General features: G+C 53.1%; 11 protein-coding genes and 1 pseudogene. All 12 read right to left on the bottom strand.

What is annotated here, in order from left to right; all coding sequences use genetic code 11:
* Nucleotides 1–4 precede the first annotated feature (4 nt).
* The 12 genes and pseudogenes from DS878_RS15510 to DS878_RS03630 all read right to left on the bottom strand — a co-directional run bounded on the left by DS878_RS15510 (nt 5) and on the right by DS878_RS03630 (nt 12,491).
* The gene (locus DS878_RS15510) at nt 5–844 is read right to left on the bottom strand and encodes a branched-chain amino acid ABC transporter permease (RefSeq protein WP_261977579.1); all 840 of its coding nucleotides are present in this window, start codon (nt 842–844) and stop codon (nt 5–7) included.
* A gap of 144 nt (nt 845–988) precedes the next feature.
* Nucleotides 989–1,867: pseudogene (locus DS878_RS15580) on the bottom strand (branched-chain amino acid ABC transporter permease); the annotation flags it as partial.
* A gap of 21 nt (nt 1,868–1,888) precedes the next feature.
* Nucleotides 1,889–2,602, bottom strand: a complete 714-nt coding sequence (locus DS878_RS03585; RefSeq protein WP_113814564.1) for an ABC transporter ATP-binding protein — start codon at nt 2,600–2,602, stop codon at nt 1,889–1,891.
* Complete coding sequence (locus tag DS878_RS03590; protein ID WP_410003452.1) at nt 2,589–3,353, bottom strand: ABC transporter ATP-binding protein; 765 nt, start codon at nt 3,351–3,353, stop codon at nt 2,589–2,591. The genes DS878_RS03585 and DS878_RS03590 overlap by 14 nt, the downstream gene beginning before the upstream one ends.
* A 153-nt stretch (nt 3,354–3,506) precedes the next feature.
* Nucleotides 3,507–4,727 carry an ABC transporter substrate-binding protein gene (locus tag DS878_RS03595; protein ID WP_113814565.1) on the bottom strand — a complete coding sequence of 407 codons (1,221 nt, stop codon included), beginning with the start codon at nt 4,725–4,727 and terminating at the stop codon, nt 3,507–3,509.
* 342 nt (nt 4,728–5,069) lie between these two features.
* Entirely contained in the window at nt 5,070–6,251 is a 1,182-nt protein-coding gene (locus DS878_RS03600) for an acyl-CoA dehydrogenase (RefSeq protein ID WP_113814566.1), read from the bottom strand.
* Nucleotides 6,252–6,429: 178 nt separating this feature from the next.
* Nucleotides 6,430–7,194 carry a crotonase/enoyl-CoA hydratase family protein gene (locus DS878_RS03605; protein ID WP_113814567.1) on the bottom strand — a complete coding sequence of 255 codons (765 nt, stop codon included), beginning with the start codon at nt 7,192–7,194 and terminating at the stop codon, nt 6,430–6,432.
* Nucleotides 7,191–7,955, bottom strand: a complete 765-nt coding sequence (locus tag DS878_RS03610) for an SDR family NAD(P)-dependent oxidoreductase (RefSeq protein ID WP_113814568.1) — start codon at nt 7,953–7,955, stop codon at nt 7,191–7,193. Before DS878_RS03610 ends, DS878_RS03605 begins: the two co-directional genes overlap by 4 nt.
* A gap of 16 nt (nt 7,956–7,971) precedes the next feature.
* Nucleotides 7,972–9,153 carry a thiolase family protein gene (locus DS878_RS03615; protein WP_113814569.1) on the bottom strand — a complete coding sequence of 394 codons (1,182 nt, stop codon included), beginning with the start codon at nt 9,151–9,153 and terminating at the stop codon, nt 7,972–7,974.
* A gap of 129 nt (nt 9,154–9,282) precedes the next feature.
* On the bottom strand, nt 9,283–10,446 hold the full coding sequence (locus tag DS878_RS03620; protein ID WP_113814570.1) for an acyl-CoA dehydrogenase family protein: 1,164 nt from the start codon (nt 10,444–10,446) through the stop codon (nt 9,283–9,285).
* A 411-nt stretch (nt 10,447–10,857) separates the two neighbouring features.
* Complete coding sequence (locus DS878_RS03625; protein ID WP_113814571.1) at nt 10,858–11,532, bottom strand: TetR/AcrR family transcriptional regulator; 675 nt, start codon at nt 11,530–11,532, stop codon at nt 10,858–10,860.
* A 248-nt stretch (nt 11,533–11,780) separates the two neighbouring features.
* Complete coding sequence (locus DS878_RS03630; protein ID WP_187298724.1) at nt 11,781–12,491, bottom strand: SDR family NAD(P)-dependent oxidoreductase; 711 nt, start codon at nt 12,489–12,491, stop codon at nt 11,781–11,783.
* Nucleotides 12,492–12,539 lie beyond the last annotated feature (48 nt).

A 12,539-nucleotide genomic window follows, 5' to 3' on the forward strand; every position in this document is an offset into this window, starting at 1 on the left:
ATCATTACAGTTTCATTTTTATCTGTTGCGCTAATGTACCAAGCAAACCGCTGCGGAAAACCAGTACACAGATGACGAAAACCAAACCTTGTATCACCGTCACCCATTCGCCTAAAAACAGCAAGTAGTTTTCCATGCCCAGTACGACTATGGCACCGATAAGAGGCCCGAAGAAAGTTCCCATACCACCCAGGAGGGTCATAAGAATAACCTCTCCGGACAGAGACCAGTGAACATCCGCTAACGATGCAAGCTGGAATACCAAGGCGTTCAACGCACCGGCAAGGCCGGCAAAAGTAGCCGATGCCACAAAGGCAAATAATTGATAACGGGTAACTTTGTAACCGAGTGACACGGCTCGTGCTTCATTGTCTTTAATCGCTTGCAGAACCTGACCAAGCGGAGAGTTTATTAAACGGTAGATGGCAAATATGCTGGCCAGAAAGATCACGGCCACCAAGACATAGAGCGTACTGTCGTCATTCAGGTCGAAAATACCTAGCAGAACTCCCCGGGGGACGGACTGGATACCGTCCTCTCCACCCGTAAACGGCATTCTGACAGCAAGAAAGTAGATCAGTTGTGACAGTGCCAGTGTCGCCATCGCGAAGTATATGCCACGCCGTTTGATTGCCAGCCAGCCGAAGACAAGACCAAGCAGTGCAGCCGATAAAGTTCCTACGATGAGCGCTCCCTCTGGCGAAAGGCCCCAGACTTTTGCCGAATGTGCGAAAAGAAAGCTGGCGATACCGTAAAAGGCAGCATGCCCGAACGAGAGCAAGCCACTATGCCCAAGCAACAAATTAAAAGCACAGGCAAACAGGCCGAAACAGAGTAGCTTCATAACGAAAATCGGATAGAGGAAAAAGGGAGCTGCTATGAGCAAGACGATCAGTCCAAGGAAAATCCACCCGTGCAGAAAGCGCGGTTGCCGGGAGACCCTGACTGTTTCGTGTGGTGCGCTGATCTGTTCGATCAGGCTCTCGGCACGACCAAACACACCTGTAGGCTTGACCATGAGCACCAGGATCATCACAAGGAATATGACCGCTTCTGAAAACTCCGGATAAAACGCCTTGGTCAACCCCTCAACGACACCCATTGCAAAACCGGTAACAATGGCGCCGCCAATAGAGCCCATACCCCCTATCACCACCACAGCAAACGCGATGATAAGCAGGTTATCGCCCATATTAGGATTAACCGAATAAATGGGTGCTGCCAGAACACCTGCAAAGGCTGCGAGCCCGACACCAACTCCATAGGTAAGGGTTAGCAGCAGTGGCACATTGATACCAAATGACTCCAGTATTTCCGGATTTTCATTGGCTCCACGAAGATAGCTTCCCAACCGTGTTTTTTCGATTGCGAACCAGGTACCGATACACACGATTGCAGAAATCGCGATTACCCATACCCTATAGGCGGGCAAATACATAACGCCTATATTAAAGCCACCAGAAAGCCAGGACGGGATAGCATAGGCCTGGCCGGAAGCACCGTAGAAGTTACGGAATATCCCCTGAACAATAAGAGCCACCCCAAACGTGAGTAACAAACCGTAGATATGATCCAGGCCATGTATCCGCCTCAGCAGCACACGTTCCAGAACCAGGCCTGAGACACCTACGATCAGAGGTGCGATTATCAGCGACCATCCATAACCTATACCTAGATAATTCAATAACATCCAACTTACAAAAGCACCCAGCATGTACTGCACGCCGTGCGCAAAGTTGATGATTCGCAAGAGTCCGAAGATTATTGCAAGGCCCAGGCTGAGTGTGGCGTAGAAGGCACCATTTATCAGTCCAACCAGTAATTGCCCCAGTAAAATTGGCAATGGAATTCCAAATAACTCTGTCATATTAACCCCGATGCCGCTCAGCTATACGGCCAGATATCCATTGAGTTTGTCTAGTTCCTGGTGAAAGTCAGCGCCGGCTACCTGGTCAACCACCCGCCCCTGCTCAACAACGAAGTGCCGATCGGCAAGAGCTCCGGCAAAATGCAGATTTTGTTCGACAAGAACCACGGTGTAGCCATTTTCGCGAAGCCCTGATATGACTTTGCCAATCTGTTTGACAATTACCGGGGCCAACCCTTCGGTGGGTTCATCAAGCAGGATTATTGATGCTCCAGTCCGGAGAATCCGGGCAATGGCCAGCATCTGCTGTTCCCCGCCAGACAACTTGGTTCCCTGACTATGGCGCCGCTCCCATAGATTCGGAAACCACTCGTATAGCTGCTCCAGGCTAAAGCCCCCAGCATTCCAGCGCGGTGGCAGGACCAGGTTTTCTGTGACGGAAAGTCCGGCGAGAATACCTCTGGTTTCCGGACAATAACCAACGCCCATTCGTGCTACCGAGCGAGCTTGCATATGAACTGTCTCGCTCCCATTTACCAGAACCTGCCCCTGGCGCTGTTTCTGTAAACCGATGATTGAGCGGAGAGTTGTACTTTTACCGGCACCATTGCGCCCCAGGAGCGTCACGATTTCACCTTTGTTGGCTTGAAAACCGATGCCATGAAGAACATGGGATTCACCATACCAGGCATGTAAATCATTAACTTCCAGCAGGGGGCGATCAGTGTTCATCATGATCTTCTCCAACGTAGGCTTTTATAACAGTGGGATCATTTGAAACTGTCTCGTAGTCTCCTTCTGCTAGTACTTGCCCCCGGCACAATACGGTAATTCTGTCCGCCAGCTTTGCGACTACAGGAAGGTTATGCTCCACGATCAGAACAGTGCGCCCTTCTGCCGCACGACTTATTAGTTCTGCCGTTCGTTCCACGTCTTCATGCCCCATTCCCGATGTCGGCTCATCGAGGAGCATGAGCGAGGGATCCATCGCAAGCGTAGTGGCGAGTTCCAGGGCACGCTTACGTCCGTACGAGAGACTACAGGCAGGCTCTCGTGCCTGGTCTTCCAGGCCGACCAATTCGAGAAGCCCCATGGCTTCCTGTTCCAGCTGGCGCAGATTTCTGGACCTGCGCCAAAAAACAAAACTCCCTCCATGACGCCGTTGCAGCGCCACCAGCACGTTCTCCAGAACGGTCATGGTTGCGAAAATCGAGGATATCTGGAACGAGCGGATCAGGTTGCGCTGAGCCATCTCTGCGGGTTCCATCCTGGTAACGTCCCGGCCGTCGTGATAGATACGGCCGCTTGTAGGTGAGAGGAACTTGGTGAGGAGATTAAAGCAGGTTGTTTTTCCGGCACCATTGGGGCCAATCAAAGCATGTACTGAACCTCGCTCTACGGCTAAATCAACGCCATCAACTGCATTGAACCCCCCGAAACTCATCGTCAGGTTTTCTGTTTTCAGCAGGATATCGTTCACAATAATTTCCCTCATAGAATCGCCGTCTGGCGGTCTCGCAATACTCTGGTCATCTCTTTCTCGGGACAGGCTCAAGAGCCCGAACAGGCTGCGAAGCCGGCCTTTGCCGTACAGGCATCGGCCAATGCTTCGCGTTCAGGGCGCTTCATGTGAGCTGGATTATCTGACTAGAGAGCAGTCTTCAGATTCAGGAAGGTAGGCCTCATCGGCCGCAATTGTTGAGACCAGGCTGTAATAATCCCAGGGGTATTTCGATTCAGATGGCTTTTTGATCTTAAACACGTGCATATCGTGAACCATCAGATTGTCTTGCCGGATACGACCATTTTGTACAAACATGTCGTTCACCAGCATATTCCGCATCTGGCGGCTCACTGCATCGGTTTCTGTAGTCCCGGCGGCATCCACGCCCTTCAGATAATGCATGACAGAAGAATACAGGCCCGCCTGGGGCATAGTGGGCATCTTTCCATGGGTGCTGAAGAAACGTTTTGACCAGGCTCTGGAAGACTCATTGAGATCCCAGTAGAAGGGCGCGGTGACGTACATCCCCTGGGCAACCTCCAGGCCCAGCGTGTCCACATCTGTAACGAACATCAGCAAAGGAGCAATAGTTTTGTTCGATGTGATGCCATACTCATTCGCTTGTTTTATCGCGTTGATAGTATCGTTACCTGCATTTGCCAGCCCGACTACCTCAACATTCGGATCCTGAGTCATCAGCAGAGCTGATGAGAAATCATTGTTTCCCAATACGTGGGTTAATGAATCGATCACCTTGCCGCCATTTGCCACAACCGCTTTTGAGGCATCATCGCGCATGGAATATCCACCAGCGTAATCGGCAGTAATGAAAAACCAGTTCTTCTTACCCTGCTGGGTAACAACACGGGCGGTCGTAGCCGACACGGCGGGGATGTTATAAGTCCAGTGAAAAGTGGTCGGCTTACAGTCCTTGCCGGCCAGGCTGCTCTGCCCTGAGGCAGTCGCCAGCACGAGAGTATTCTTCTTCGACCCAAGCTCGGATACCGCCAGTGTTACCGAGGCTCCAGCAACGTCAGCAATAACGTTAACATTCTCTTCATCGATCCACTTACGGGCGATATTGGATGCTGTGGCAGCTTTTGAGTGATGGTCGGCGGAGATCACACGGATCTCATAATCTGGATTTTGCTCTTTTATGAAATCATCTACTGCCATCTGGGCAGCCAATACAGAGCCAGCTCCTACCAGGTCCGAATAGACGCTGGACATATCTGTTAAAACGCCGATGGTGACGTTGCGATCCTTCGGGTTCGAATCATTCGCCGACACTACTTGCCCGGCCGACAGTAATGCTGAAACGAGAAGGGCCTTCGCCCAGAAGTTCTTACTTGGCATAGTTTTTCACCTTTGTAGTTATTTTTGAAACTGCTTATGTGGCAAGAAAACCTTGTTATTTTGACGATGAGGTGCTCACTGGAAGTTCACCGACTTACAGCAGCAACTTAAATATTCCATGCGAGAAACATTAAGTCAACACTGATTTTTTTATGATTAATTTGCTGGAAAGAAGGTGCAGCGAGCAAACGGCATAGGCCAGGAATTCATCAAGCCGGGAGTAGGCGCGCATTCCAGCAACGCACGGAAAAACCTGGCGGTATGGGAATACCTGCCAAAGAAAAAATGAGCAGAAAAATCTAGTCAGCGGGCCTTAGGCCCGCTGACTTGCTTAAGCACTGATCAGCAAAATGCCTGGATGCCAGTCTGGGCGCGACCAAGAATAAGGGCGTGCACGTCGTGGGTACCTTCATAGGTATTCACCACTTCCAGGTTCACCAGGTGCCGCGCCACCCCGAATTCATCACTGATGCCGTTACCCCCGAGCATATCCCTGGCCAGACGGGCAACATCCAGAGCCTTGCCGCAGGAATTGCGCTTCATGATCGAAGTGATCTCGACGGCAGCCGTGCCCTCATCCTTCATCCGACCAAGACGCAGGCAGCCTTGCAGGGCCAGGGTGATGTCGGTCTGCATATCTGCCAGCTTTTTCTGGATCAGTTGATTGGCGGCCAGCGGCCGACCGAACTGCTTGCGGTCCAGTACATACTGGCGAGCGGTGTGCCAGCAATCTTCGGCAGCACCCAGAGCACCCCAGGAAATGCCGTAGCGGGCGGAGTTCAGACAGGTGAACGGTCCCTTCAGCCCTCGCACGTCCGGGAAGGCATTTTCTTCCGGCACAAACACGCCGTCCATCACGATTTCACCGGTGATCGAGGCCCGCAGCCCTACCTTCCCGTGAATAGCCGGGGCACTCAGGCCTTCCCAGCCTTTCTCAAGTACAAAGCCGCGAATCGCGCCGTCGTCGTCCTTGGCCCAGACCACGAACACATCAGCGATAGGGCTGTTGGTGATCCACATCTTGCTGCCAGTCAGGCAATAACCGCCGTCCACCTTGCGGGCGCGGGTCGCCATGTTGCCGGGATCGGAGCCGTGATCTGGTTCAGTCAGACCGAAACACCCAATCCATTCTCCGGAAGCAAGTTTGGGCAGATACTTCTGGCGGGTTTGCTCATTACCGAATTCGTAAATGGGCACCATCACCAGGGATGACTGCACACTCATCATGGACCGGTAACCGGAGTCTACCCGCTCCACCTCGCGAGCGATCAGGCCATAGCACACGTAGTTCAGGCCGCTACCGCCGTATTGCTCAGGGATGGTACATCCCAGCAGACCGGTTTCGCCCATTTCCCGGAATATCTCCGTGTCGGTCTTTTCGTTGCGGAAGGCTTCGAGCACCCTGGGTCTGAGCTTGCTTTCGGCAAACTGGCGAGCACTCTCGCGCACCATGCGCTCGTCTTCAGTCAGTTGCTGATCCAGCAACAGGGGGTCTTCCCAGCTAAAAGCTGATGAATGCGACATTTTCTATCTCCAATATGATAACGACTGTGATGCTTAACCAAATGAATCCAGTGGAACAACTTAACCGCGAACCTGGAGGGTTAATTAGTCAGGCCTGGTTACGCTTAGCTTGTTCAAATAAAGAGCCCATCAGAAATCCAATGGACAGCCCGGAAAGTAGAGGCAGAACTCATGGACTCTATCGCCCCTTCCACTCCGGCATACGCTTCTCGGCAAAAGCAGCTGCGCCTTCCTTTGCATCCTCCGAGGCAAAGACCGGATCGGTATAGGAACGTTGCAGGACAAAAGCCTCATCGCTACGCCAGTTTTGCGCTTGTGTTACTACCTCTTTGACGGCCGCCACTGCCAGAGGCCCATTCGCGGAGATCTCTGTGGCCAGTTCCCGTGCAGCAGTCAGTGCCTCTCCGGAGGATACAATCCGGTTGATCAGGCCAAATCGTTCTGCCTCCGCAGGGTCCAGAAGGCGCCCAGTCATCAGAAGCTCCATCGCTTTACGATAGGGCATCTGTTGCGGCAGCCGAAGCAGCCCACCGCCCCGGGCCACCAGCCCGCGCTTCACTTCAGGCAGTCCAAAACGGGCTGTTTCAGACGCGACGATCATGTCGCAGGCGAGAGCCAGTTCAAACCCTCCACCCAGGGCATAGCCTTCAACTGCGGCAATGATCGGCTTTTTCGGAGGAGCCTCTGTCATCCCGGCAAAACCACGCCCTTCAATCCGGGGTATTTCGCCTTTCATAAACCCCTTCAGGTCCATGCCTGCACAGAAATTACCACCGGCACCGGTCAGGATTGCCACCCGGATTTCAGGGTCAGCATTGATTCTGTCTATTGCACCCGCCATTGCCTGCGACAAAGCAAGAGTTGCAGCGTTGCGTGCTTCGGGGCGGTTGATCGTCAGAATAGCCAGATGGTCGACTATCTCTACTTTCAGCTCTTCCATCATCGCGGCCCCATTCTGATAGCTCCGTCCAGCCGGATCGTTTCACCATTAAGCATCTGGTTTTCAACAATGTGCGCAGCCAGTGCAGCATATTCTTTGGGATCACCAAGGCGGGCGGGATGCGGTACTGATTTGCCCAGCGACTCTTTTACCTGCTCTGGAAGCCTTGAAATGATTGGTGTATCAAATATCCCCGGCGCAATGGTACATACCCGGATCAGGCGACTGGCGAGATCCCGTGCAGCAACCAGTGTCATACCAACGATTCCTGCCTTGGCTGAGGCATAGGGTATCTGCCCGATCTGGCCTTCCCAGGCAGCAACAGACGATGTCAGAATGCAAACACCGCGTTCCCCGTTAACGGGTTCAGTCTTCGCAAACTGTTCAGCAGCCAACCGCAGTACATTGAAACTACCAACGAGGTTCAGGCTGACAATATCCTCGTAATGCTGCAGTGAGCCCGCATTCCCTTCCTTATCAAGGATGCGTAACGCACCACCACGACCTGCGCAGTGCACGCAAACTCTGAGAGGTGCAAGCTCTCCTGCGACCTCAAAAACCCGCCTCATTTGCGACTCATCAGTGACATCCGCTGCCACAAACCGGGCGCGCTCCCCTAATTCATCCGCCAGTTCCTGGCCTGCCGATCCGGGCAGGTCAGCTATAACGACATAGGCTCCCAGAGCGATAAACTTTCTGACTGAAGCCTGGCCCAGACCCGATGCACCACCAGTCACAACAACGGAATTTTCTCTGACATCCATATTTCTCAACCTTCTTTTATTTTAAACATTCGATAATGGTTGTATTGGCCATGCCACCTGCCTCGCACATTGTCTGAAGGCCATATCGACCTCCGGTCTGCTCAAGAGCATGTAGCATTGTAGTCATCAAACGCGCACCTGAAGCTCCGAGGGGATGCCCAAGTGCAATTGCCCCACCGCGCGGGTTAAGCCGCTCCGGATCGGCACCCAACTCCCTCTGCCAGGCAAGGGGCACGGGGGCAAACGCTTCGTTAACTTCATAATGATCAATCTGGTCCAGGCGCATGCCACTTCTTTTTAGTGCACGACGGGTTGAGGGAATAGGCGCTGTCAGCATCATAAGCGGATCGTCCCCACACACATCAAAGCCCGCGAAACGGGCACGCGGCTTGAGCCCAAGGCGTTCGGCCATGGTTTCGCTCATCATGAGCAAAACAGATGCACCATCGGCGATCTGGGATGAATTGCCTGCAGTCATCTTCCATTCAATCTGGGGGAACCGGGCAGAGAAAGCTGGATCTTCGAAAGAGCAGGCCAGCTCTCCCAACTTCTGGACTGAAGACCCCTCTCGAATCGTTTCATCCTCCGCAACCACACCTTCGGGAGTAATGATCGGTACAATCTCTCTGGAAAAGCCACCCGCCGCACGCGTTTTTGCCGCAGCCTGATGTGAGCGCACAGCGAAAGCATCAAGCTCCTCACGCCCAAGCCCCCATTTTGCCGAGACCAGTTCCGCCGACACGCCCTGGCCAACGAGCCCCGGGGCATAGCGTTTGTTTACACCCTCACCACACGTATCAGCTGTCCCCCGGGCACTGCCCATGGGAACGCGGCTCATGCTTTCCACACCCCCGGCGATCGCGATGTCGTAAGCCCCGGCCATGATTCCCTGTGCAGCGAAATGAATCGCTTGCTGACCCGATCCACATTTACGATCAATAGTCATTGCTGGCACTGATGCCGGAAAGCCCGCAGCCAGCCACGCCATACGCCCCGGCGTAGCAGATTGTTCGCTGACCTGGCTAACGCAACCGATTAGCACGTCATCGACAGTGCCAGGATCAATATCATTGCGTTCGACCAGCGTTTTCAGCAGCTGTGCCAGCAAATCAACAGGATGGATGGATGACAAGCTTCCTCCAGCCTTGCCTCGCCCCATAGGGCTACGCAGCGCGTCGATAATGACGGGTGTTTGCATCGTGTTTCTCCGTTAAGGTTGTTCTCTGCCGATCAATAGATCGGGCATGCGTTATGAAACAGCTCAGCTGTCTATGAACGCTATTAAAGGAAGGTGCCATGCACCTCCAAAAACCATCTTGTTAACCACTCAGGATTGCAGCAAAGATCGGGCGATGATCACCTTCTGTACCTCCGAAGCACCCTCATAAATCCTCAACGGACGAATCTCACGGTAGATCTGCTCAACGGTTGAGCCCCGGGCAACTCCAAGTGCGCCGAAGAGTTGAACAGCATTGTCCGCCACACGATGCGCAGCTTCCGTCGCCCCCAATTTGGCCATGGCTACTGCTCCGGAATGGCGACCCTCGTGCACGTCTTTCAGCCAGGCCGAACGGTAAACCAGGAGGCTCGAGGTCTCCACGTCAAGCGCCATATCAGCCAAGGTAGCCTGTACTGTCGGCATCTGGGCTAGTGGTCCGCCAAATAATTCCCGGGACTTTGTATGCCCGATCGTTTCCGCCAGCGCTCGACGAGCCATGCCGAGTGCCGCTGCGCCTACGGAAGTGCGGAAGATATCGAAGGTTTTCATCGCCGCCTTGAAGCCCTCACCCGGCGCGCCGATCATATTGGTAGCGGGAACGCGGCAATTCCGGAAAATAACTTCACCTATTGGATGCGGGGCAATCATCTCCACCTCAGGCCCTATTTCCAGACCGTCAGTATCAGCATCCACCATGAACGCCGAGAGCCCTCGTGACCCTGGCGCCTCCCCGGTTCGGGCGATCACTATGTAGAAATCAGCTGCGCCGGCGTTGGTAATCCATCGTTTATGTCCATTCAGTATGAAATGATCACCGTCACGCTCTGCGGTTGTCTTGAGTGCGGCGACGTCTGACCCGGCTTCAGGTTCGGTGACAGCAAAAGCGGCTATCTTCTGGCCCTGCCGGGCCGGTTCCAGATACGTACTACAAAGCTCGTCTGAACCCGTAAGCCAAAGGGGCGCAGTCGCCAATCCCTGCATGACAAAGACGCTATCCACCAGCCCCGAACGATAAGCTAGAGCTTCACGGATCAGCGAGAGTGCCCGTACATCAATTTTGCTATTGAGGCCGCCTTCAGCAGGCACGGCATAGTCAAGAAAACCCCACTCAGCCATTTCTTTTGCAATGGTCTTGCACTCGTCAGCAAAATAGGGAGACCCGGTCTCCTCAGGCTCAGCAGCACCCTTAACCCATTCTGTAAGGCGCTCCCCAAGCTCAGTATGTGATTCGTCAAAAAATGGCAGGTCCGGCATACGCCAAGTAGCAACCATGGTCTCTTCTCCCGCTGCGCATCAAAGTGCAGCAGATACACTTTGATGAATTGATGGTTTTTATAATACTCAATAATACAATCATGACTTATTTTTTTTATGCTGTCTACAATGTATCGAAAGGCGAAGAAACCGCTTTAAATTCATCAGGGAACATCAAGAACCGCACCTGGCCCGCCCGGACTTTTCGGTGTGACAACCAAGCGAAACAGGAGACGACTTATGCAAAGGCACAGGAACCTTGCACCAGCAAGGCAACTTCGTGATGACGGGCACGCAAGGTGGAATACCGACCAGGGAAAGGCGGAAGCTCGTTAAACGAGCAGAAACATACATTGTGAGACGGTTCCGGGAGGCAATCCCGGAACACATGGCGCAGTTGATTCTGACCGAGGAGAGGCTCCGGCTATCCTAGCTTTGAGCCTCGGCAGACGCAGAAGACCCCTGGTCAAGGCGGTCAATCAGCAGGGAGGTCAGGATCTCAAGCTGAGGAGATACATCATGCTTGGGCCCCTGCTCAATCCGGCGCAAAGCCAGCCCTCTCAGGGTATCAAGCACGAAGAGCCGGTAGGAAATAAGCTGCTCTCTGGGAAGCCCGGAATCACTGAAGATAAGCGCCCAGGTGTTATTGCGCTGCTCTGTATGCCAATTCATCTTGCTGACCAGCGTTTTATGCATAACCGGATTGAAGCGCTCGTACAGCCTCACCTCAATTGCGGCTATATAACGAGGGCTACTGATCACCTTCCAGTAATGACCGACGACTAACCGTATACGCTCAGGGATACTGAGCTCAAGCAACTCCTCGTTTGACCACTTTAAATCCAGGTCGGCGCCGACAGAGTTACGGGCGGCAATAAGAATGTCATCGCGGGTCTCAAAGTGATATTGCAGTGCGCCACGGGATACCTTTGCCTGGTCCGCTACCGCCGAGGTCGTAAAGTCTGCGTATCCGTGTTTCGCCAAAACTTTAATCGCGGCCTTGATGAGCTTTTCCCTTGTTGCCGTGCTTCGCTCCTGCTGCGGCTTGATACTCTTTCGGCCTGGAGTTCTTTGCGTCACCGGAACGGTACTTTTTCTCACCATGGACTGGCCTCTACACTGGTTTAGAATTATGTGACACCAACAAATAACATTGCATCTGGCTTGAATGTTATGCGCTGCGAATTGTGCCGGATAACATAGGTTACGGCAAGATTGCACTTACCAGAATGTTAACCAATGCAAAAGCAACAAACAGCTCACCTCATGTACCCGAACATTTTGGCAAACGGCTTGCGTTTTCCTTTGCCAGCCACAGAGATTGCCGGTGACTGGCAAGTACACCCAGGCCCTTACAAACTGGCCCCACCACAGACAAAAAGATTTTGCCCTGTCATGAAGCCGGCCTTTTCAGATATGAAAAAGTCTATCGTGGCCGCCATTTCATCGGGGTCACCAACCCGGCCCACAGGAATCTTTGAAAGCAATTGCTCCCGGGCTTTGGAACCTTCAGGCTGGAGAGTGGCAAACATTTCTGTTTCAAATGGCCCCGGGCTTATAACGTTCACAGTAATCCCATGAGGCCCCAACTCCAGTGCCGATGTGCGAGCCAACCCGGACAGGGCGGCTTTTGAAGCAGAATAGGACGCCCTTCCGACTTTCCCGAGCGATGCACGGCTGCCAATTAAAACCACCCGGCCAAACGAATGTTTCTTCATTGCAGGGATTAGTGCCTGCATGGCCCAGATCTGAGATTGCAAGTTCACACGGATGGTCTGCTCGAAGCCTTCATCATCCATATCCTCAAACAGCTTGGCGTCTACATATCCCGCATTCAAAACCAGGCGGGTTGGCGAAAACTCCTCAGCAATCGATGCAAACACCTCCTTTGCTGACACGTCATTCAAATCGATTTGTCTGAACGTCCCCGGGAAATCCCCTGGATCGGTCCGCGCGACGCCGATAACGTGGTACCCCTTCCCGGCCAGATAATTTGCCGTTGCTTTTCCTATTCCGCGGCTGACACCCGTTACCAGCACTGTGTTATTCGGACAGGTATTCATATCCCACTCCCTTATGAGCATCTATAGCTCTATAATAAAAGTTAAAAT

This window comes from Marinobacter sp. F3R11 (assembly GCF_003318275.1).
GTDB lineage: Bacteria > Pseudomonadota > Gammaproteobacteria > Pseudomonadales > Oleiphilaceae > Marinobacter.

Bases quoted from the DNA above. Each gene is read 5' to 3' on its own strand.
- DS878_RS15510 (WP_261977579.1), bottom strand. From the start codon at position 844: ATGAAGCTACTCTGTTTCGGCCTGTTTGCCTGTGCTTTTAATTTGTTG.
- DS878_RS03585 (WP_113814564.1), bottom strand. From the start codon at position 2,602: ATGATGAACACTGATCGCCCCCTGCTGGAAGTTAATGATTTACATGCC.
- DS878_RS03595 (WP_113814565.1), bottom strand. From the start codon at position 4,727: ATGCCAAGTAAGAACTTCTGGGCGAAGGCCCTTCTCGTTTCAGCATTA.
- DS878_RS03600 (WP_113814566.1), bottom strand. From the start codon at position 6,251: ATGTCGCATTCATCAGCTTTTAGCTGGGAAGACCCCCTGTTGCTGGAT.
- DS878_RS03605 (WP_113814567.1), bottom strand. From the start codon at position 7,194: ATGATGGAAGAGCTGAAAGTAGAGATAGTCGACCATCTGGCTATTCTG.
- DS878_RS03610 (WP_113814568.1), bottom strand. From the start codon at position 7,955: ATGGATGTCAGAGAAAATTCCGTTGTTGTGACTGGTGGTGCATCGGGT.
- DS878_RS03615 (WP_113814569.1), bottom strand. From the start codon at position 9,153: ATGCAAACACCCGTCATTATCGACGCGCTGCGTAGCCCTATGGGGCGA.
- DS878_RS03620 (WP_113814570.1), bottom strand. From the start codon at position 10,446: ATGGTTGCTACTTGGCGTATGCCGGACCTGCCATTTTTTGACGAATCA.
- DS878_RS03625 (WP_113814571.1), bottom strand. From the start codon at position 11,532: ATGGTGAGAAAAAGTACCGTTCCGGTGACGCAAAGAACTCCAGGCCGA.
- DS878_RS03630 (WP_187298724.1), bottom strand. From the start codon at position 12,491: ATGAATACCTGTCCGAATAACACAGTGCTGGTAACGGGTGTCAGCCGC.